Origin of the sequence: Acrocarpospora catenulata, from assembly GCF_018476525.1 — a bacterium.
GTDB lineage: Bacteria > Actinomycetota > Actinomycetes > Streptosporangiales > Streptosporangiaceae > Acrocarpospora > Acrocarpospora catenulata.
Genome location: NZ_JAHCST010000009.1, coordinates 181,407 through 201,815 on the forward strand (window position 1 = coordinate 181,407; position 20,409 = coordinate 201,815).

Here is a 20,409-nt window from a genome sequence, read left to right on the forward strand (position 1 = left end):
GAGCTTAGAACCGCATCAATAAGTTATCAACGGTTTCGTTGACAGATCGCCGATGGCGCGTTTCGATGCCGTTCAGACATTCACCCCCCCTCCCGGGTGGTGGCACCACAACAGCAAGGAGGTGAGCGTCGTGCTGGACGTCAGGACCGCCATGCGTCGCTCCGCACAGTTCCACTGGGACCGCCCCGCCATCGCCAGCGACGGCCGTCAGTTGACGTTCGGTGAGGTCTGGCGGCGCGGGACGCGGCTGGCCAACGCGCTCCTCGCGGCCGGCCTCGAACCCGGCGACCGCGTGGCGGTCCTCGAGGACAACTGCGTCGAGGCGGCCGACTTCTACATCGGCTCCGCCGTCGCGAACCTCATCCGCGTGCCGCTCTACCGGCGCAACTCGTCCGTCGCGCACCGCTACATGCTCTCGGGCACCGGGTGCAAGGTCGCCGTCGTGGCCGAGGAGTACGCCCACGAGATCAAGGACATCGTGGACGAGCTCGGCATCACGCTGATCGTCCGCGACTCAGGCTATGAGGACTGGCTCGCTTCGTTCCCCGACACCGACCCCGACCCGCGCGTCGAACTCGACGACGCCTTCATCATCCGCCACTCGGCGGGGACCACCGGCAGGGCCAAGGGCATCGCCTACACCCACCGGGCCTGGATGAACACCACCCGCGACTGGTTCTTCATGCTGCCTCCGATCGAGCCTGGGGACAGGTGCCTGCACGTGGGTCCGATCAGCCACGGATCGGGGTACCTGTTCCTGCCCGTGTGGCTGGCGGGCGGGTGCAACGTGCTGGACCGCAGATTCCAGGCCGACGGCTTCGTCGAGCGCGTCGCACGGGACGAGATCGGCTGGTTCTTCGCGGTCCCCACCATGATCGCCGACATCGTGGCCGCGGTCGACCGCCGAAGGCAGGACCTGCCGTCCCTCAAGGCCGTGATGATCTCCGGTGCACCGATCAGCGTCCGCACCGCGCGGGCCGGGCACGAGGTGTTCGGGGACAGGCTGTTCCAGATGTACGGCCAGACCGAGGCCGTGCCGGTCTCCTTCATGGGATCCAAGGAGTGGTTCTCTGAGGTCTCCGGGTCCGAGCCGATCGTCTCCGCCGGCCGCGTGATGCCGTTCGCCGAGCTGGAGATCCGGGACCCGGACAACAACTCCCTGCCCATTGGCGAGGAGGGCGAGATCGCCATCCGCTGCGACGGACAGATGACCGGCATCTGGGGCGACCCCGAGCTGAGCGACCGCCGGCTGCGGGACGGCTGGGTGCTCACCGGCGACATCGGCCGGCTCGACCGGAACGGCTACCTCTACGTCGTCGACCGTGTCGATGACATGATCGTCTCCGGCGGCTTCAACATCTGGCCCGCCGAGCTGGAACAGGCGATCCAGACGCTCCCGGACGTACGGGAGGTCGTCGTCTTCGGCGTGCCGCATGACAAGTGGGGCGAGGCGCCGATGGCCGTGGTCGTGAAGCCCGCGGACGCGAACCTGGACGAGGGCACGGTCATCGAGACCTGCACGCGCCTGCTGGGCTCCTACAAGAAGCCCCATACGGTCGTGTTCCGGGACAGCCCGCTGCCGCGCAGCCCGGTCGGCAAGATCCAGCGCAAGGTGTTGCGGGAGCCGTACTGGGCGGGGGAACAGCGCCGCGTGCGCGGTTCCTGAGGTCGTCGCCGTTCCCCGTTCATGACGGCGCCGGGCCGGTTCCGGCCCGTGAGTTCCTCGATGGCCTCCAGGCAACTGTCAACGCATGTGTTGACACGGACGGGCCGTGAGGCCTATCAATAGGCCTCACGGGCGCCGAGAACGGCAGCGCGCCAGGAGACGATGAAGGAGTTCGGCGATGACCATGGTGGACGAGACCGCACCCGTTGTGGCGGAGGAAGTGTTCTCCTCCTGGTTGCGGGAGTTCGAGACGGCCTCCTGGACCGGCGATCCGGAGCGCCTGGCGGCCTGTTTCCTCGACGACGCCTACTGGCGGGACATCCTCTCCTTCACCTGGGAGTACCGGACCTTCGCCGGCCGGGACGCGATCGTCACCGCGCTGCGCGCGGCCCTGCCCGAGGTCCGTCCGGGCGAGTTCCGCCAGGCGCCCGGCCGATCGCTGCCCCGGCTGGTGAAGCGCTCCGGCAGGCGCGTCGTCGAAGCGTTCTTCGAGTTCGAGACCGCTGTCGGGCGCGGGCACGGCTTCGTCCGCCTGCCCGTCGAGGGCGCGCCCCCCGGCGGCCCGCGCGCCTGGATCCTGCTGACCACCCTGCACGAGCTGCGCGGGTTCGAGGAGCAGATCGGCGAGCGGCGTCCGACGGGGCTGGAGTACTCCTCGAACTTCAGCGGCGACAACTGGGCGGACCAGCGCCGCAAGGAACAGGAGTACGCCGACCGGGACCCCGAGGTGCTGGTCGTCGGCGGAGGCCAGGCGGGGCTCATCCTCGGCGCCCGGCTGCGCCAGATCGGCGTTGACGCGCTGATCGTGGAGAAGCTGGATCGGATCGGCGACAACTGGCGGCAGCGCTACCACTCGCTGACCCTCCACAACGAGGTGTGGGCCAACAGCCTGCCGTACGTCCCCTTCCCGCCGACCTGGCCCACCTTCGTGCCGAAGGACAAGCTCGCCGGCTTCCTTGAGGCGTACGCCGAGTTCATGGAGCTGAACGTCTGGACGGGCACGGAGTTCCGGGGAGCCACCTACGACGAGGGATCCCGGCTGTGGACGGCGCACCTGGGGAGGGCCGGCGGGACGGAGCGGGTCGTGCGGTGCCCGCACATCGTCCTCGCCACCGGCAGTGTGAGCGGGACGCCCACCATCCCGTCGATGCCCGGGCTCGACGACTTCGCCGGGGAGGTCGTGCATTCGAGCCGGTTCACCAGCGGAATCGAGTACCGAGGCCGCAGGGCGATCGTCGTCGGCACCGGCAACAGCGGCCACGACGTGGCCCAGGAACTGCACGAGAACGGCGCGGCCCAGGTCACGATGGTCCAGCGCGGCCCCACGTGCGTGGTCAGCCTGATCCCCAGCGGCACGCTGGTGTACTCGCTCTTCTCCGAGGGCCCGCCCGTCGAGGACATCGACCTCATCACAGCGTCGATCCCCTATCCGGTGCTCAAGGAGTCCTACCAGCGGATCACGCGGCGCACGACCGAGATAGACGGGGAGCTGCTGCGGCGGCTCCAGGCCGCTGGATTCGAGGTCGACCAGGGCCCGGACGGCACCGGCTTCCACATGAAGTACCTGCGCACGGGAGGTGGCTACTACATCAACGTCGGATGCTCCGACCTCATCGCCGACGGACGGATCCGGGTCGTCCAGGCGCGTGACATCGTCCGCTTCACCCGGGACGGCGCACTCCTCGCCGACGGGACGACGATCGAGAGCGACCTGGTCGTGCTGGCGACCGGCTACGAGAACCAGCAGGAGGCCGTACGCCGCATGTTCGGCGACGAGTTGGCCGACCGGATCGGCCCGATCTGGGACTTCGACGAGGACGGCTTCATGCGCAACATGTGGCGGCGCCTCGACCAGGACGGGTTCTGGCTGATGGGGGGCTCGCTCATCGAGTGTCGCACCTTCTCGCGCTACCTCGCGCTGGCCATCAAGGCCGACCTCGAGGGCCTGCTTCCTCCGCGCCCAGGACGTACCGCGCTCCCTCCCGCCGCGTCCCCCGCGGACCTCGCGAGGGGCGAGGAGAGCGTCCGGTGACCCGCCATCTGGACAAAGCCGTCCTCGTCACCGGGGCCGCGAGGGGGATCGGGCGCGCCGTGGCCGAGACCTTCGCCGCGGAGGGTGCCGACGTCGTCGCGTGCGACGTCGGCGCCCCCGTCCGGGGAGCCCAGTCCACGACCGCCTGGCGGGACGACCTCGACGGGACCGCCAGTGCAGTACGCGCCCTGGGCCGGCGCTGCCTCGCCGTCCCCGTCGACGTGCGGAGCCAGGCGTCGCTGGACGAGGCGGTCGCCCGCGGTCTCGAGGAGTTCGGGCGCCTGGACGTCGTGGTCGCCAACGCCGGGATCATGCAGTCGGCGGAGTTCTGGGAGATCGCCGAGGAGACGTGGCAGGCGGTCCTCGATGTCAACCTCGGTGGAGTCTGGCGGACCGCCAAGGCGGTCGCGCCGCACATGATCGAGCGCCGCTCGGGAGTGATCCTCGCCACCGCGTCGGTCCAGGCCCGCAGCGCGCGCAAGGGGCTGGCGGCCTACACGGCGTCGAAGCACGGGCTGCTGGGCCTGATGAAGTGCCTCGCGCTGGAACTCGGCGACCACGACGTCCGGGTCAACACCGTCCTGCCCGGTGCCGTGCACACACCGATGATCGACAACGAGGAGACGGGCCGGCTCGGCGGGGACTCACCTCGAACCGCGTTCTTCCGGAAGATGGCGGCGCTGCGCAACCGCTCCGCTCTTCCGCCGTCCGCTGTCGCGGCGGCGATGTCGTGGCTGGCCTCGGACGAGGCCGGGCACGTCACGGGCGCGGAGCTGCAGGTCGACGCGGGATCGCTGGTCCTCCCTGGGCTGAACCACGCACCCGTGATCGACTGAACCGTCACAGGCGGCCGGGCGGGTCCCCAGCCGGCCGCCGGTGCGGGGCCGTCTCATGGGGCGGAACCTGGCCGCGTTGACCTGTCAACAACTCCGTTGATAATCTCCTTGAGGCAGGTGAGCCGTCGTTCTTGGGAGGTTGCCATGCGGTATCGGTTCGAGGTTGGCGACGAACGCGGAGCCCTCAACCTGGTCGACGAACGGGCGGTCCGGCGCGGGCTGGACAGCGCGAGCCACGGCACGGTCATCCCGCTGGCCCAGCCGATCCGGGCCGGGGCGGCGCCGATCGCCGCCATGCGGACCCCACCGGTGCACTTCATGAGCCGGGACGGAGGCGACTACGCCGCCGGCCTGCCCGAGCGGCCCGGCTTCGGCTTCGCCGACGACTCCATCCTGCTCGCCTGCCATGGCGCCACGCACCTCGACGCCCTCGCGCACGTCTGGCAGGACGGCGTCATGTACGGCGGGTTCAGCTCGGACGAGGTCACCAGCCGCGGGGCCAAACGCTGCGGCATCGACAAGGCCGGCCCGTTCGTCTGCCGGGGGCTGCTCGTCGACGCGGTGCCCGAGGGCGCCGACGGCCTCGAACCCGGCACCCCGGTGCCCGTCGACGTCCTCCGCGCGGCCCTCGACGGCTGCGACCCCCGCCCCGGCGACGCGCTGCTCGTACGGACCGGCTGGCCGGCGCTGTGGCGCGCGGACCCGTCGATCGGCACCGAGTCCTGGCCGGGGCTGGACGTGGACAGCGTCGAGTGGATCCTGGAGGCGGGCTTCGCGCTGGTCGGCGCCGACACGATCGGCGTGGAGGTCTCCCCGTCGAGCGACCCGTCCTGCGCCTCGCCCCTGCACATCGCGCTGATCCGCGACCACGGAGTCTACTTCCTCGAACTGCTCGCGCTGGACGCGCTCGCCCAGGCCCTGGCCGCGGCCGGCCGCCGCGACTTCCTCCTCGTCGTCGCCCCGCTGCCGATACACCAAGCGGTCGGCAGCCCGGTGGCGCCCGTGGCGGTACTGTAGATGGCCGGCCGCTCCTTCGCGCCGCGCGGCGCCCGGCGCGAGAAGCACCTCGACGTCCTACCCGTCTCCGACACCGAGATGCGGGTCGTCGCCACGCTGCGGGACACCAGCACGGCCATCGACGATCCCGCCGACATCGAGGTGATCCACGACCTCCGCCTGGATGCGACGATCACGATCCCAGACCTGACGATCCGGGAGATCTCCGCCCACTCCGCACAGCAGCCCTATGACCAGTGCGCCGTTACGGTCGCGCCGGTCTCCCGGCTGCGCGGCCTCAGCATCCGGCGCGGCTACCGGCGGCAGGTCCTCGAGGTGCTCGGCGGCACTCTGGGGTGCAGCCACTTCCTCACCCTCGCCCTCGACCTGTCCGCGGCCAACGTCCTGTCCATCTACCTGCGGATGCGCGCCGAGGTGGACAACACCCCGGGCAACCGCGCCGACGGCACCTGGACGCGTGCCGGCATGCGGATCGAGCCCAGGCTGCTGAACGCCTGCGCCGCGCTCGCCGCCGACTCGCCCGTCCAGCGCCGCGCCAAGCGTCCACAGCCACCGGTCACGAGCACGACCGGGCGCACAGACGACGAGGAGTGACGCACCGAAGGCGTTGACGGAGGAGGGCATCATCGCGGGCCCTGAGCGGGCAGGTCCACCGGTGGGACGCCAGGGCGGGCACACTCGTCACGATCGTTCTCACCTCTCGTCGAGCTTGGGTCGCGACCGATGCTCGTCCGTGCGGGCCGAAATGTCAACGGAGTCGTTGATATTGCGTTCTCGGGACACGGAAGCTGTAAACAGGTGCGTTGACAACCCTGCGACCGGTAATTATCGTTCCGGGTCACATGTCCGGATCGCACTGGTTCCGGCCCTGAGACATCGGAGAACGACATGGTCGTCTTATGGCTTCGCCATGCCCGGATAGTGGCCGCCACCGCGGTGATGCTCGCGGTGGCAGCGTGCGGCGATGACGGCGGGACATCGTCGAACACCTCGGAGAGCACCCTGAAGGTGGGCGTCTGCGTGCCCAACGGTCCTGGCCTTGCGGGTGTCGGGGAAGGTATAGCGAAGGGCGCCGACCTGGGCGCCCAGAAGGTCTCCGCCGACGGCGGGCCGACGGTCGAGATCGTTCCGATCGACACCGGTCAGCTGAATGCCGACCTCGCGATGGAGAACACGCAGAAGGCGGTCGAGCAGAACGGCGTGCAGGTCGTCCTGTGCTCCGGCTCGAACGTCGTCTCGGCGATCGTTCCCTACCTCGAACGCCGGGGAGTGGCCAGCCTGCTGATCTCCAGCAGCGCCACGCCGTACGCCAACGGCGCCACGCTCGCCCAGCAGATGCAGGCTCTGCCCGCGACCGAGGCGGCGGCGATGTGGGACTTCCTCGCCTCCGGAGGGGCCGCCGCCGGCCGCGTCGGGGTGCTGTACGTCGACTACGAGTTCGGCCAGTCGATGGCCACGGCGGCACAGGACGCGGCGCGAAAAGCCGGCCAGGAGATCGTCGCGGTCGAGTCCTACCCACAGGGCAGCACCGACGTGCGGTCTCAGCTGTCGAAGGTCCTCGCCGCGAACCCGGACGCCATCTTCCTGGCCGCCACCTCCGGAGACGATGCCGGTCTCGCCGTGCGCCAGGGGCGCGAGCTCGGCTACTCCGGTGTCTTCCTGAGCAACTCCGGCGCGAAGACAGCGGCCCTGTCGTCCCTCCCGACCGCGCAGGACGGCGTCTATGTGTCGGGCAACGACGTGCCCGCGTCCACGCCCGGGCCGCTGTCAGACCTCGTGGCGAGGACGACCATCCACGCCCTGCTGACCTATGACTCCGTCGTCGAGGCGGGCACCGCCGCGAGGGCGGTCGGCGGGTCGATCACTGGCCGGGCCCTGATCGACGAGATCCGCCGCGACGGCGGCAGCGCGCCAACCGTCGGAAAGTACACTTTCCGGCCTGACGGCAGCACGGACCTGGCATTCGGGGTGTTCCGCGTGTCTACGAGCGGCTTCGAGCAGGTGCACACCTACACGCCGTTGGCCGGCTGAGGGAGACTGTCGTGACCGCTGTCCTGTCCCACGGGCTCTCGTCCGGTGCTCTCGCCGCGCTGTTCACGGTCGGGATCGCGCTGGCCTGGCGGGTCGTCGGCCTCATCGACTTCCATCTGCCGGCCGTCTTCGTCGTGGCCGGCTATGGGTCGGTGTCGTTCCAGGACCTCGGGCTGCCGCTGTTGCCCTCAGCCGTGCTTGGAGTCGGCGCGGCAGCGGGCTACGCCGCGCTGCTGTTCCTGCTGGCGCACCGGCCGCTGTTGCGCCGCGGAGCGAATCCGGACGCCATCCTCATCGCGACGCTCGGACTGCTCGCGATGGCGCAGGCGACGCTCGGATGGGTCTACGGGCCCGTCCGCCGCTATCCCTTCTCAGGGGTGCAGACCACGGTGGAGGTCGTCGGCTTCCGTTTCAGCACGGCCGACCTGGCCGCCATCGGACTGGCGATCCTGCTGATCCCGGCGCTGCTCACGTTCTTGCGGCGGACCTCGCTCGGCCTCTCCCTGGAGGCACTCTCCGAGAACCGGCAGCTCGCTCTCGTGACTGGAGTGAACGAACCCGCGGCACAGGTACTGACCTACGTCCTGGTGGCGGTCTTCGCGGGTGCGGCCGGAGTTGTGTCCGGTGTCGTCGCGGGCGTCGATCCGGCTATCGGCGTCGGGCCGTTCCTGGTGGCCTTCGGCGCGGTGCTGGTCGGTGGCCACCAGTCGCTGGTGCGTCCGGTCGCGGCCGCCGTGCTGCTCCAGGTCGTCGTCGCGTTGATCAGCTGGCAACTGCCCGCCCAATGGGATCGGACGGTGCTGTTCACCGCGATCGTCGTCACCTTACTCGCCCGTCGCATCGTGGTGCGCCAGGTCCAGCGCCGGCGGGTCATGCAGCTGGCGGCATCATGACCTACCTGCTGGCGGTTCTGCTCACGATCTGCATCTGGACGGTCGTCGCGCAGGGACTGGTGCTCGTCTTCGGGCACGGCGGCGTGTTCTCGGTGGCCCAGGTCGCCTGCATGGGCGTCGGCGGATACACCACGGCGCTCCTCGCGTCCGTCTACGAGAGCCCAGGACTCGGGTTTCTCATGGCGCCGGTCGTCGCCGCGGCGGTCGGGGCGGTGATAGGGCTTGCCGCTGTCGCGGGCGCGGGCGAGAGCGCTCTGCTTGTCACCTTCGCAGCGCAGTTCGTGTTCGAGGATGTGGTGACCAACCTCCGGGGGCTCACGGGAGGTGCCAACGGCATCTCCGCGATACCTCCGCTCACCGTCAGCGGCGTGGCGCTGCTCGACCCACCCGAACTGCTCGCTCTGACGGTTCCGGTCCTGGCTGTGGTCGCGCTCGGGCTGTGGGCGCTGACGGCGAGCCCGTGGGGACGCCGGCTCCGGGCCCTGCGGGACAACCGCCATGCCGCGCCGGCCTACGGCATCCCACGGACGGCGCCACTCGTCCAGGCGTTCGCCGTCTCGGCCGGCGTCGCGGGGATCGGCGGCGCACTCTATGTCGCCACCGCCGGATTCGTGTCGCCCCACTCCTTCGGCCTCGACCAGCTGGTGATGGTGCTCACCATCGTTGTGCTCGGTGGCCAGACGCGGCTCGCCGGTGCCGCCGTGGGCGCGGTCATCGTCATCCTCCTGCAGCGGCTCCCCGCGTACGTGTCGTTCGGCGGGTCCGTGGACCAGCATCTGCCCCAGTTCCTCTTCGGTCTGCTCCTGGTGCTCGCGATGCTCCTGCTGCCCAACGGTCTGCTCCGGGAGAGAGCCTCAGTGCGGATCAAGCCCCGCAGCGACCGGACAGAACGACGCCCGCAGCTCACGACCTGGTTGAGGAGCACCTTGAGGAGGGCACGATGACCACCGCCGCGTGCGGGGGCACGCACGACGTGCTGACGGTGGAGGACGTCTCGAAGAGCTTCGGCGGGGTCCAGGCGCTCGACGGCTGCACGTTCTCGATGCGAGGCGGTGGCGTAACAGGGCTGATCGGCCCGAACGGCGCCGGGAAGAGCACCATCGTCAATATCGTGACCGGGTTCGTCAAGGCGGACCGCGGCACGGTGAGGCTGGGCGGGCACGGCCTCCACTCCCTCTCTCCGCTGGAGATCGCCCGGATCGGAGTCGGGCGAACCTTCCAAGACCTGCGGCTCTTCGACGGGATGACTGTCCTGGAGAACCTGCTCGTTGCCCGCGAGGCGCGTGACGCGCGGGAGGAGAGCACCTCCGTCGCGCGACGCGGCAAACGGCGATCGGCGCGGAGGCCGAATCTCGACGCCGCCACGGAGGTACTCGATCGGCTCGGCCTCGGCGACGGCGCCGATCGGTGGGTCCGAGAGCTCTCGTACGCGGAGCGCAAGCTCGTCTCGCTGGCGCGGGTCCTGATGACCGAACCGCGGGTCGTGTTCCTCGATGAGCCCAGCTCAGGAGTCGACCTTAACGCCCTTGATCACTTCGGCAACGAGATCCGGATCCTGCGCGAGCGGGGCGCGATGGTCGGGGTGATCGAACACAATGTGGAGGTAATCCGGATGTGGTGCGACGACGTCGTGTTCATGACACGCGGCCAGGTGCTCCGGCAGGGCAGCCCCGACGAGGTCTTCGCGGACTCCACGGTGCTGTCGGAGTACGTCGGCGGAGGTGCGGCGCATGCCTGACGCGCTCGTCGTGAGGGGGGTGACCGCTGGATACGGTTCCTCCCGCGTCCTCCGCGATGTCGACCTCACCGTCCGGAGTGGTGCGATCACCTGCCTCCTCGGCGCGAACGGCGCCGGCAAGACGACGCTCGTGCGGGTGGTGTCCGGTTTGATCACCCCGGTCGCCGGAGGCGTCACCGTCGACGGGGCATCGCTGCTCGGCACGCCGCCGTGGCATCGGGTCCGGGCCGGGCTCGGCACCTCACTGCAGGAGAACATCGTCTTCCCGGGTGTCTCCGTCCGGCAGAACCTCCTGCTCGCGGGCCGCAGCCTGCAGCGCAGGGCAAGGAACGAGCGGGCAGCGGAGCTGCTCGACCTGTTCCCGGCGCTGGCCGGCCGGGTCGACGTGCGAGCAGGCGCGCTCAGCGGCGGCGAGCAACGGATGCTCAGCGTGGCGATGGCGCTGACGCCCCGCCCCACAGTCCTGATGCTCGACGAGCCGTCGATCGGGTTGTCACCCGTCATGGTGGAAACGATCTTCGATCGCCTCCGGCACGTCCGCGACGCGACGGGCACCTCGATCCTGCTGGCGGAGCAGAACGCCATGGCCGCCCTCGCGATCAGCGAGGAGGCCTACGTCCTGCGGTCCGGATCCGTCGTGGCCCACCGCCCGGCCGCGGAACTGCGAACGAGCGAGCAGGTCATGGCCCTGTTGTGAGACCGACAAGCACCGACACCGCGACAAGGCCATACCCGCGCGACTGGGGATGCGGTCGCCTCTTGAGTTCGAAGAGCCGCCATCACGCGGTGAGCATGCTGAGCGTCAGCGCCGCGATGCTCAGCACGAGCATTCCTCCGGACGAGGTGAGGCTCCAGTCGCCGACCCGCAGGTGGGACGCGACAGCGCCGGCAAAGTAGAGCACCACGCCGATCGCGGCGGCGATTCCGAGCGCCGGCACAGCGAAGCCGACCACCAGTCCCCCCGCGCCCAACAACTCGATCACTGCGAGATACGGCACAAGGTTCTCCGGTACCCCGACTGTGCGCATCACTTCCATCTGCAAGTTCTGCCGGAGCAGCTTGCCTCCGGCGGAGGCGACTAGCGCGAGGATCAGCACGGCCGACACGATGACGCTGGCGATTGCCACGTGTACTCCATTCTCATTTAGAAATTGATGTTCAGCGGAACGTCGAGTTCAGCGGTTTCCCGACAAAAGCCACCAATCCGCCACCGGGCTCTTGACAGTTTCCCGGACCGGACTAGCAGGAATGGCTTACTACGAAGCACCGATCACAAGATGCCTCTACCAGCGAGGTGTCCCTCACGGATCGCGGTCTGCAGATCTCGGGGCGAAAGGGCATCGCCTACCCGGCTCACTGCCTTGCCGGCTGCGCGAAGTTCAACCGAAAGGTCATCGCACGCGGTCCGGTGCGTGAGTAGCACGACCGTATCCGCGGCCACTTCCGTTTCACCGTGGTCGACCGAGTGCACGACGCAGGAGCCTGGCGAGATACGTGTCAGCAGAGCATTCGGTCGAACGTCGAAACGCCGCCCAGATTCAGCGAAGCGCTTCCGCGCTGGAACAGTTCGCAACGTTCGATCGGCTACCGGAGCAAAGGACGAGAATCGCGTGACGACCGTGACGTCAAGTCCCCGGACCAGGAGATACTCGACGACCGCCACCGACTCGTAGTGACCAACGTCGTCATACACGACGGCCGTCCGTCCGAGTTCGCGCTTGTCGTCACCGAGAAGTTCCACCGAAGAGATTACGTGCGATTCTTCAACCCCCGCCACACGTTCACCCGGAGCCGAGATAAGAACGCCCGACTTATCGGGAACGCTCCCAGTGGCAACGATCACGAAGTCGGCCTCCTGACGCAGTACTCCCGCCGCGTCGATGGGGCTCGACTTCCGCACATCCACGCCCAGCCGGCCCAGTTCGGCCTCCTGCCAGGTGACTACATCGAAGATTCCACCGAGATTCGGCGCACGCCGTGCGAAATTCAGCGCGCCCCCGAGACGAGGGGCGGCTTCGTAAAGAACGACTTCATGGCCACGTAGTGCCGCAGTTCGTGCGGCTTCCAGGCCGGCGGGCCCGCCACCGATCACGACGACCTTCCGGGGATTCGTCGTACGGCCGATCTGGTCTTCGGACAGCACATCGTCGAATCCGGCGATCGGATTCACCACACACCCGGTTCGCGTGTCCGTACCTGAGATGACCCCAAGGCAGCCCTGATTACATCCGATACACGGCCTGATTTCTCCGCGACGGCCGGTTCTCGTCTTCTCAACGATATCGGGAGCGGCAAGATGCGCCCGCACCATGCTAACGATGTCCGCAGCGCCCGACCGCAGGACCTCCTCGACTTCATCCAGGGCACGAAACCGGCCCGTGACCAGGCGTGGAACCCTGGTGACCGAAGCGGTGATCTGCCCGCTCGATGGCAACTGGTAACCTGCCTTCGTCTCCATTCCGCCGATCGCGATATGCGGACCGAAGAAGTCGCCCTGCGAAACATTCAGATAGTCGATCAGGCCATGATCGACGAGACTGTTCGCCACCTCGCTCAGTTCAGGCTCGCGAACTGCCCCCTTTCCCGCACCGGCACCCACCCGGACGCCGACTGCCATATCGGGTCCGACAGCATCGCGAACGGCGCGCAGCACCTCGACCAGAAAGCGCGCCCTGTTCTCGAGGGAGCCACCGTACTCATCATCCCGAGTGTTCGTCATCGGCGACAGGAACTGCTGAATTAGATAGCTGTGAGCGGCAGCTATCTCTACGCCGTCCAGACCACCGGCGACAACGCGTCGGGCCGCGTCGGCATATGCCGAGACCAACTCGGCGATGTCCTCCCGCTCGAGGGGAACGGGAGGCACACCCAAGATCGGGCTCGTGACGGCAGAAACGCCTCTTGGCGGACGCCCGTCACCAGGCCCAAAATGATGGCCGCCATGCCATAGTTGTTGAAATACCCGGGTGCCATATGGCCGAACTGCCGCCATAAGACGCTGGTAGCCTTCGATGATCCTGTCGTCGTAAGCCGCCAGGCAGGCAGGATTGTTGCTCACCGTACTCGACGGATGTACCGTCGCCGCCTCGAGAATGATCAGGCCGACACCTCCCTTCGCCCTTTCGGTGTGATAGGCGACGAGAGCATCTGTTATCACGGGCCCGTTGGCAAATCGCGTCTCGTGCGCCGCAATTGCGACACGATTCGGAATAATCGTCTTGCGGATCGCGATCGGCTCGAAAGTGCGCTCCAGTTCCGAAGACATTCGACTCTCCAAGTCATCGTTTTCATGCGACAGGACTGCAGAAGCCGGGTAAATCATGTGAATTCGTGCCGCGAGCTGCGATGGCTGTCACGAATCGTTCGGAGATGCACCTGACAGCTCCCGCACCGGCGACGGATCCATGAAGATCCGATACTCTGCCAGATATTCACCCGAGAAGCGCATCAGCGTCATCGCCGGTAGTCTGACTCGACCACCCGACTCCCCCGTATAAGTAACCTCCACGAGGGTGGCGATGGAATCGTCTCGTTCCCATGTCTCGATGAGCTCGTGCGAGACCCCGGAAATACCCTGCAGATACTCCCCCATCCATCGTTCGATGGCGGCCCTACCTGTCACAGGCGAGTTGTTGGCCATCTGAAATACGGTTTCCCCATCGAAGAATCCCAGGAGGCGGACCGGGTCCGCGTCACCCGCGTGGAGCACGTCCGCGGCGCGGACAACCGCCGGTCTGGTCGAACTCGACATTTCAATTTCCTTTCGATCATTCGCGATTGGCTCGTCCGCGTCTCGTCGCCTCCGGGTCGAGCCTCATGGTGCGGGCGTCGCCCTCAAGGGCAGTTCGTCAGCGGTACAGAACCGTCCCGATCGCGGCGGTCAACTCGTCGTCCGCAACGCCGGCGCAGTCGTGGGCCCGCCAGGCCACATGGTTGTCCGGCCGCACAAGAATCGCGCCGTCGTCGGCGACCTCACGCAACCGGGCCCACGCACCGTCCGGAGCGAGGTAGGCCGCGCCGTCTCCGATCACCACCGTAGAAACCGGGACCCCGAATTTGGCGGTGGCTCGTGACGCGGCAGATTCCCAGACGGATGCCCCCGACGGACCTGTCAGTAGAACGAACCCACCCGGGACACCGACAAGATCGTGCGTGGACAGTCGCTGCCCGTCGTGGACGAGCCACGCGTGCGGAAGCCTGTGACCGGGTCGGGTCGTGGGCTGATAGGCGAACCCCATCGGGTCACGAGGCGGCGCCTCGGAGCCGTCCGGGACAAGCGCCCCTGCCTCGTAGCCGAACCCGATCTCGATGTCGTGGGCCTGGAACTCCGTCCGCTGGGTGTCGGCGACCTCCGTGAAGCGGGCTCGAAGTGTCGCCCCGTGCGGAGTCTCGGAGAAGTACTCGGCGTAGGCCCGCTCGACCACCTCGGTCGGCGCTCCCGGCGGTAGCCCGAACCCGGCGTCGACCACGGCGTGGTTGGCGAAGGTGAACATCGCCCATTCGACGTTGCGGGCGCCCACCGGTCTGCGCTCGGCCTCGTAGGTGTCGAGCAACGCGTCCGCGGCCCACCCTTCGAGTACGGCGGCGAGCTTCCAGGCGAGGTTGTGCGCGTCCTGGATGGCGGTGTTCAATCCCAGGCCGGTGGTCGGCGGGTGCCGGTGGGCGGCATCCCCGGCCAACAGGACTCGGCCAACCCGACAACGATCGGCGAGCACGGCCTCGACGATCCAGTGGCTCAGATTGATCGGGATGATGTCGAGGTCGGGGAGGTTGAGCAGGCTCCGGATCTTCGGGATGATCGTGAATTCGTCGAACTTCTCCGGGTCATCGGGCCGGAACCCGAAGGTGATGCTCCACTCCTCTGAGCGCTTGCCCCAGGTCGGGCCCATCTGGGCCATCGCCCCGGCACCCCACGTGGAGCCGCCCGACGGGTTGTTGAAGAACGTGATCACCGTCCGGTCATCCCACCAGGGCGACAGGTCGGCGCGAAAGTGCAGGTTGACCATGTCGACGAGACCGGTGGGGCCCCGCAGTTCCACCCCGAACATCGGTCCGACGGTCTTGCCGCCGTCCGCCGCGATCAGATACCGGGCACGCACTGTGTAGGTCTGGTCGTCGTCTCGATCGCGGATGATCGCGAGGACCCCGTCGTCGTCCTGGGTGAGGGTGAGGAGTTCGTGGTGGAAGCGGATCCTGCCCGGTGCGCGGCTCTCGGCATGCCGCCGCAGCAGCGGCTCCAGCCGGATCTGGGGGTAGTTCGTCGACGGTCCGGGGCTGTCACGGTCGTAGGCCTTGGCAAGGGATCCGCCGCCGAAGGCGTCCATCTCCTGAAGGGTGCGGCGGTCGAGCGGGCCGTCACCGCCCAGCGTCGTAACCATCTTGACGGTGCCGAGGTTCTCCATCGGCGTGCCGACCGCGTAGACCTCGTCCGCCAGGCCGTGCTGACGGAAGATCTCCATGGTCCGCTGGTTGAGGTAGTGCGCTTTCGGCAGGAGGGAGGTCGACTGGTGGCGCTCCACCAGCAGATGGTCGATCCCGTGGTTGGAAAGGAAGATCGAGCTGGAGAGGCCACAGCCTCCGCCGCCAATGATCAGGACGGGCACGTCAAGACTGTCAGGCACAGGTCAACTCCCCATTGAGTGCAGCCGAAGGCGGCTCGTGTCGAATTCGGGTGGGGTTGGTCAGCCGGGACGGGACGGTCCGGGTCAGCGGACCGGACCGGCATGGAAGTGGTGCCTCATCGATCCGATGCCCTCGACGTGGGTTAGGAGCACGTCGCCGGGTGTGATGAGGCGCTTCGGGTCTCGGGCGAAACCGACCCCGGACGGGGTCCCGGTGAAGATCAGGTCACCCGGCAGGAGCGGGAGCACCGAGGACAGGTAGGCAACGATGCCGGCGACCGAGAAGATCATGTCGCTGGTGCGCGCCTGCTGCATCTGCTCACCGTTGAGGTGACAACCGATCTCCAGGTCGGCGGGGTCCTCGAACTCGTCCGGGGTCACTACAGCCGGCCCGATCGGCGCGAACTTCGGAAACGACTTCGCCAGACTGAACTGCGGCGGATTCGGGGGCCCCGTCTGCAGCTCCCGCTCGGACAGATCCTGCCCGACGGTCAGCCCGGCGACATACTCCCAGGCCTGGTCAGCCGGGACGCGTTCGGCCCGCTTGCCGATGACGACCACGAGCTCCGCCTCGAAGTCGACCGAACCGGGGGGCAGGGGGATGTCATCGTACGGACCGGCCACCGAGGACGGGAACTTGGTGAAGACCATCGGCGTCGTGTCAGAGGCCTCCAGCCCGCCCTCGGCGGCGTGGTCGCGGTAATTGAGGCCGATCGCGAAGACCTGCCGAGGCTCCGGAACCGGAGCAGCCAGGGTGACCTCGTCCAGCGCGGGGCCGCAGACCGCACCGGGTCGCACGCCACGCTCCTCGGCGGCCCACGCCACGAACTCCTCCCATCGGGCGTAGACGGCCTGGGGGGCTGCGTCGAACCGCCCGCCGCTGGCCTGCTCGACGTCGACGACCTGGCCGTCGACGACCACCGCGAGCCGACCCTCGACACTCACAACACGCACGTCACACTGCTCCTCACCACTCCGGGTCCGCTGCCGAAAACGCTGATCACGCAGGCGCGAACAGGCGAGCCATCGGCTCCGCGTAGGGCGAGCCGGCGTCGACAGCCCAGCTTCGGGTCGTGAGCTCCGCGGGGGAGGCGCCGGCGCGCAGGGCCTCGGCCATCTTCCGCGGATCGAACGAGGGGCCGACGGGGTCGGCTGCGTACTCGGCCCCGGTCATGTAGGCAGTCGCGTCCTCGGGCTTGGCGAAGTTGTCGATCTGCAGTTCGACCGTGTTTCCGTCGGGGTCCCGGTAGTAGAGCGAGGTCGTCACGCCGTGCTGGATGGGCACCCGCGGCTCGATCCCGGCCGCGCGGAGGTCCTCGAACTTCTCCAGCAGCGTCTCGAGGCTGGGGAAGGTGAACGCGCTGTGCTGCAGGCCGACCGTGAATGGTGTCCGCTCGACCCACGGCTCGGCCGGCGACCCGACCAGCGCGATCCGGTGGTGCTCCTCGTCGAAGGTCAGGAAGCACATGCCCGGGTTCTCGTAAACGACGTCGGCGCCCAGGACGGTCCGGTACCAGTCGCGCATCTCGGCGACCTGGTTCGTCTGCAACACGATGTGCGCGAACTTCGGGGTGGCAGTCATCCTCGTCCCACATCCTCGTCAGTCGGTGATCACCGGCGCCGCGCGGGCCAGCTGTGACCCGGCTTACACGGACCGGTATCGGCCAAAAGTAGGACTTAGTTGAGTGGAAGTCAATGAGCGTCACTCAACGAGTATCTTCACAGGTGGGGGCAACCTCGACGCGTTCGAGCCCAATGAATCAACGACACTGTTGACACTCGGTCCGCAGTGTCGTTACCGTCCCGGGAGAACTGGCTGGCGTGACCCGGTTCGTCCCGCCACGTACACGTTCGGAGAGGGCTGGGCACATGGACGGCGGCACCCGCGAACCCCCGGTCGCGCGCCCCGCGAACGATCGGGTCCCGCGCGGCAGACCTCCGCACTGCGACCGCTCCTGCACTCGGCCCGTTCCTTGGTCGGCTGCACAATCACGCGGCTCGGGCCGAGGTCCATCGGCCGACCCCGCGCCGCGACGAGATCCCTGCCACTGAAATGAGTTGATCGTGCCCGATCTATCCAGACCTGCTGTGGTTGCGGCAGGCAGCTACACGCCGTCGTTCTCGGTCCGCCGTGGCCGCCACCGCGTCCTCGTCGCCAACGGCGATGAGGACGCCGTCACCCTGGCGATCGAGGCCGCTCAGGACTGCCTCACCCGGTACGAAGGGCCCGTCGACGAACTCCACCTCGCGTTCGCCCGCCCCGAACTGGTCAACGGCCCGCAGGCCGAGATCGTCCGCGAGGCGGCCGGACTCGACGCCGGCGTCACCGTGTCGGTCAGCGCCGGCGACTCGCTTGCCGGACTGGCGGCGCTCGCCGCAGCCATGAACGCCGTCCAGGCGGGCCGCGTGCGTTCGGTCCTGCTCGTCGCGACGGAGTCCGGTGACAGCGAGCGGGTCTCGGCGGGGGCCGTCGCCGTCCTCGTTGCCGACAGCGACGCGCCGGCGCTACGACCAGGGGCCCAGCGGAGCGCCGGCGACGTCGTCTACGGAAACTGGACCGACGGCGATGGCGTGCGACACCTCGGCGACGGCCGCTACCTCGACCGATACGTCGCCGATCACGCGAAGGCAGCCCTGGCCGCGCTCATCGCGATGGACGGCCCCCCGCCCGCCGCCGTGACCGGCGTGGCCGCCGCAGCGGTGGCCACCGCCTGCGGCAGCGACCGGTCCGCCGTCCTCCCGGATCGCGGGGTGGCGGGTCCGCTCTTGGCCGTCCTCGCCGCCGGGTCCGCCGCGACGGGTTCGGCGGCCACCGTGGTCGCGACGACGGCGAGCCGCGCCGTCGCACTGAGCATCGAGGTCGACGCGGGGACCCGGCCCCTCCTCCCGACCCTCCCCGGGCCCGTCCCGGAGTTGCCGGAGCCGATCGATGTCCGCTCGTCGCCACCGCTGTCGCTGCCGGGCAGCTCGCCCTTCTTCAGGCGGTCCGCGCGGGAGCTGCTCCGGCTCGAGGGCGCCCGCTGCGACGGCTGCGGCCACGTCGTGTTCCCGCCCTCGCAGCGCACGATCTGCCCGTCGTGCCACGGCTACGGCTTCACGCCGGCACCGCTGAGCCGGACCGGCCGCGTCTACACCTTCATCGTCAACCGGTTCCTCCCCACCGGTTTCGGCGACCAGATGATCCTCGTCCTCGCCGAACTGGACGACGGCTCGCGGTACTGGGCGCCGACGTCCGGCATGGGCCCGGACGAGGTGGAGATCGGCGCCGCCGTCGAGCTGCGGGTCCGCCGGTTCACCGACGACGGCGGCGCACCCGTCTACGCCATGAAGTTCGTCCCGCCACGCACCGCCCGCGACGGCGCCGGATCCACGGGAGCCACGACCGAGTCGAGGAACGTCGCATGAGGAACAAGGTGGCCATCGTCGGAGCGGGCATGACCCCCTTCGGCGAGCACTTCGACCGCGGGCTCGAGCAGCTCGCCGCAGACGCCTACCGGACGGCGCTCGCCGGCGTCGACAAGGGAATCGACCCCGCCGACATCGAGGCCGGGTTCTTCGCCAACGTGATGGGCAGCCTGGGCGGCAACGAGATCCCGTCCGGCGCGACGCTGGCCAACGCCATCGGGCTGCCCGGGCTCCCGGTGAGCAGGATCGAGAACGGGTGTCCGAGCGGCAGCGACTCGATCCGAATCGGCGCGATGGCCGTGGCCTCAGGCGTGCACGACGTCGTCGTGGTCGTCGGCGCGGAGAAGCTGCGCGAGCGGCCGACCAAGGAGAGCCTGCTCGAGAGCGGACGGGTGGGCCATCCCATCCTTTCCTACGCCAACACCGCGGCGACGATCTTCGCCCCGCAGGCTGCCCGGCACATGCACGAGTACGGCACGACGCGCGAACAGCTCGCGATGGTCGCGGTCAAGGCCTGGGACAACGCTTCGCTGAACCCCAATGCCCAGCGCCAGGCGTCAATCACCGTCGACGACGTCCTGAACAGCCCCATGGTCTGTTCCCCGTTCACGGTGCTGGACTCCTGCCCCCAGTCCGACGGCGCCGCAGCGGTCGTGCTGTGCCGGGCCGACATCGCGCACCGGTTCACCGACTCCCCCGTCTACATCGCCGGGGTGGGGCTCGCGACCGAAGGGCTCTACTACCACGAGAAGACCCGGATGACCGGCTGGGACTGCACCCGGCTCGCATCCTCCCGCGCGTACGAGATGGCCGGGATCACCGCACAGGACCTCGACGCGGTCGAGTTGCACGACTGCTTCACCGGCACCGAGATCATGACCTACGAGGATCTCGGGCTCTGCGAGGAGGGCGCCGGGGGCAAACTCGTCGAGTCCGGCGATACGACCCTGCGCGGGCGGATCCCGGTCAACCCCAGCGGCGGCCTGCTCGCGAAGGGACACCCCGTGGGCGCCACGGGCGTGGCCCAGGTCGTCGAGCTGTTCGGGCAGCTGCGCGAGCAGGCCGGCGCCCGGCAGGTCTCGCTGCGCAACGGCAAGGCGCTCCAGCACAACGTCGGCGGTTACTCCGTCGGCATCTCCGTCGTCACAGTCCTGTCACGGGACTGAACAG

General features: G+C 68.6%; 18 protein-coding genes. 12 read left to right on the forward strand and 6 right to left on the reverse strand.

The window, feature by feature from the left end; all coding sequences use genetic code 11:
• Nucleotides 1-121: 121 nt before the first annotated feature.
• From KIP79_RS12095 to KIP79_RS12140, 10 genes are all read left to right on the forward strand, one after another.
• Nucleotides 122-1,666 carry a class I adenylate-forming enzyme family protein gene (locus KIP79_RS12095; protein ID WP_214104831.1) on the forward strand — a complete coding sequence of 515 codons (1,545 nt, stop codon included), beginning with the start codon at nucleotides 122-124 and terminating at the stop codon, nucleotides 1,664-1,666.
• Nucleotides 1,667-1,844: 178 nt separating this feature from the next.
• Entirely contained in the window at nucleotides 1,845-3,698 is a 1,854-nt protein-coding gene (locus tag KIP79_RS12100) for a flavin-containing monooxygenase (RefSeq protein WP_214104832.1), read from the forward strand.
• Nucleotides 3,695-4,534 carry a mycofactocin-coupled SDR family oxidoreductase gene (locus KIP79_RS12105; protein ID WP_214104833.1) on the forward strand — a complete coding sequence of 280 codons (840 nt, stop codon included), beginning with the start codon at nucleotides 3,695-3,697 and terminating at the stop codon, nucleotides 4,532-4,534. The genes KIP79_RS12100 and KIP79_RS12105 overlap by 4 nt, the downstream gene beginning before the upstream one ends.
• A 144-nt stretch (nucleotides 4,535-4,678) precedes the next feature.
• Nucleotides 4,679-5,551 carry a cyclase family protein gene (locus KIP79_RS12110; RefSeq protein WP_214104834.1) on the forward strand — a complete coding sequence of 291 codons (873 nt, stop codon included), beginning with the start codon at nucleotides 4,679-4,681 and terminating at the stop codon, nucleotides 5,549-5,551.
• Nucleotides 5,552-6,145 carry a DUF2889 domain-containing protein gene (locus tag KIP79_RS12115; RefSeq protein WP_214104835.1) on the forward strand — a complete coding sequence of 198 codons (594 nt, stop codon included), beginning with the start codon at nucleotides 5,552-5,554 and terminating at the stop codon, nucleotides 6,143-6,145.
• Between the two features lie 294 nt (nucleotides 6,146-6,439).
• Nucleotides 6,440-7,582: an ABC transporter substrate-binding protein gene (locus KIP79_RS12120; RefSeq protein ID WP_214104836.1), complete on the forward strand. Its 1,143-nt coding sequence runs from the start codon at nucleotides 6,440-6,442 to the stop codon at nucleotides 7,580-7,582.
• A gap of 11 nt (nucleotides 7,583-7,593) precedes the next feature.
• Nucleotides 7,594-8,475 carry a branched-chain amino acid ABC transporter permease gene (locus KIP79_RS12125; protein ID WP_214104837.1) on the forward strand — a complete coding sequence of 294 codons (882 nt, stop codon included), beginning with the start codon at nucleotides 7,594-7,596 and terminating at the stop codon, nucleotides 8,473-8,475.
• Complete coding sequence (locus tag KIP79_RS12130; RefSeq protein WP_214104838.1) at nucleotides 8,472-9,419, forward strand: branched-chain amino acid ABC transporter permease; 948 nt, start codon at nucleotides 8,472-8,474, stop codon at nucleotides 9,417-9,419. Before KIP79_RS12125 ends, KIP79_RS12130 begins: the two co-directional genes overlap by 4 nt.
• Nucleotides 9,416-10,213: an ABC transporter ATP-binding protein gene (locus tag KIP79_RS12135; protein ID WP_214104839.1), complete on the forward strand. Its 798-nt coding sequence runs from the start codon at nucleotides 9,416-9,418 to the stop codon at nucleotides 10,211-10,213. The genes KIP79_RS12130 and KIP79_RS12135 overlap by 4 nt, the downstream gene beginning before the upstream one ends.
• On the forward strand, nucleotides 10,206-10,910 hold the full coding sequence (locus KIP79_RS12140; protein ID WP_214104840.1) for an ABC transporter ATP-binding protein: 705 nt from the start codon (nucleotides 10,206-10,208) through the stop codon (nucleotides 10,908-10,910). The genes KIP79_RS12135 and KIP79_RS12140 overlap by 8 nt, the downstream gene beginning before the upstream one ends.
• A gap of 82 nt (nucleotides 10,911-10,992) precedes the next feature.
• On the opposite strand, the gene KIP79_RS12145 is transcribed toward KIP79_RS12140, so the two are convergent.
• The 6 genes from KIP79_RS12145 to KIP79_RS12170 all read right to left on the reverse strand — a co-directional run bounded on the left by KIP79_RS12145 (nucleotide 10,993) and on the right by KIP79_RS12170 (nucleotide 17,416).
• Nucleotides 10,993-11,340: a DoxX family protein gene (locus KIP79_RS12145; RefSeq protein WP_214104841.1), complete on the reverse strand. Its 348-nt coding sequence runs from the start codon at nucleotides 11,338-11,340 to the stop codon at nucleotides 10,993-10,995.
• Between the two features lie 143 nt (nucleotides 11,341-11,483).
• The gene (locus KIP79_RS12150; RefSeq protein ID WP_214104842.1) at nucleotides 11,484-13,478 is read right to left on the reverse strand and encodes an oxidoreductase; all 1,995 of its coding nucleotides are present in this window, start codon (nucleotides 13,476-13,478) and stop codon (nucleotides 11,484-11,486) included.
• Between the two features lie 87 nt (nucleotides 13,479-13,565).
• Nucleotides 13,566-13,964, reverse strand: a complete 399-nt coding sequence (locus KIP79_RS12155; RefSeq protein WP_214104843.1) for a nuclear transport factor 2 family protein — start codon at nucleotides 13,962-13,964, stop codon at nucleotides 13,566-13,568.
• Nucleotides 13,965-14,061: 97 nt separating this feature from the next.
• Nucleotides 14,062-15,834, reverse strand: coding sequence for an FAD-dependent monooxygenase (locus KIP79_RS12160; protein ID WP_214104844.1), 1,773 nt, complete (start codon nucleotides 15,832-15,834; stop codon nucleotides 14,062-14,064).
• Nucleotides 15,835-15,918: 84 nt separating this feature from the next.
• On the reverse strand, nucleotides 15,919-16,788 hold the full coding sequence (locus KIP79_RS12165; protein ID WP_214104845.1) for a fumarylacetoacetate hydrolase family protein: 870 nt from the start codon (nucleotides 16,786-16,788) through the stop codon (nucleotides 15,919-15,921).
• Nucleotides 16,789-16,834: 46 nt separating this feature from the next.
• Entirely contained in the window at nucleotides 16,835-17,416 is a 582-nt protein-coding gene (locus KIP79_RS12170; RefSeq protein ID WP_214104846.1) for a VOC family protein, read from the reverse strand.
• Nucleotides 17,417-17,922: 506 nt separating this feature from the next.
• Between KIP79_RS12170 and KIP79_RS49400 the strand changes: the two genes are divergently transcribed.
• Together KIP79_RS49400 and KIP79_RS12180 are read left to right on the forward strand one after the other, a co-directional pair.
• Complete coding sequence (locus KIP79_RS49400; protein ID WP_214104847.1) at nucleotides 17,923-19,239, forward strand: zinc ribbon domain-containing protein; 1,317 nt, start codon at nucleotides 17,923-17,925, stop codon at nucleotides 19,237-19,239.
• The gene (locus KIP79_RS12180; RefSeq protein WP_214104848.1) at nucleotides 19,236-20,405 is read left to right on the forward strand and encodes a thiolase family protein; all 1,170 of its coding nucleotides are present in this window, start codon (nucleotides 19,236-19,238) and stop codon (nucleotides 20,403-20,405) included. The genes KIP79_RS49400 and KIP79_RS12180 overlap by 4 nt, the downstream gene beginning before the upstream one ends.
• Nucleotides 20,406-20,409 lie beyond the last annotated feature (4 nt).

Coding starts and splice junctions, on each gene's coding strand:
- KIP79_RS12100 (WP_214104832.1), top strand. CDS start 1,845: ATGACCATGGTGGACGAGACCGCACCCGTTGTGGCGGAGGAAGTGTTC.
- KIP79_RS12110 (WP_214104834.1), top strand. CDS start 4,679: ATGCGGTATCGGTTCGAGGTTGGCGACGAACGCGGAGCCCTCAACCTG.
- KIP79_RS12115 (WP_214104835.1), top strand. CDS start 5,552: ATGGCCGGCCGCTCCTTCGCGCCGCGCGGCGCCCGGCGCGAGAAGCAC.
- KIP79_RS12120 (WP_214104836.1), top strand. CDS start 6,440: ATGGTCGTCTTATGGCTTCGCCATGCCCGGATAGTGGCCGCCACCGCG.
- KIP79_RS12130 (WP_214104838.1), top strand. CDS start 8,472: ATGACCTACCTGCTGGCGGTTCTGCTCACGATCTGCATCTGGACGGTC.
- KIP79_RS12135 (WP_214104839.1), top strand. CDS start 9,416: ATGACCACCGCCGCGTGCGGGGGCACGCACGACGTGCTGACGGTGGAG.
- KIP79_RS12140 (WP_214104840.1), top strand. CDS start 10,206: ATGCCTGACGCGCTCGTCGTGAGGGGGGTGACCGCTGGATACGGTTCC.
- KIP79_RS12150 (WP_214104842.1), bottom strand. CDS start 13,478: ATGTCTTCGGAACTGGAGCGCACTTTCGAGCCGATCGCGATCCGCAAG.
- KIP79_RS12155 (WP_214104843.1), bottom strand. CDS start 13,964: ATGTCGAGTTCGACCAGACCGGCGGTTGTCCGCGCCGCGGACGTGCTC.
- KIP79_RS12170 (WP_214104846.1), bottom strand. CDS start 17,416: ATGACTGCCACCCCGAAGTTCGCGCACATCGTGTTGCAGACGAACCAG.
- KIP79_RS12180 (WP_214104848.1), top strand. CDS start 19,236: ATGAGGAACAAGGTGGCCATCGTCGGAGCGGGCATGACCCCCTTCGGC.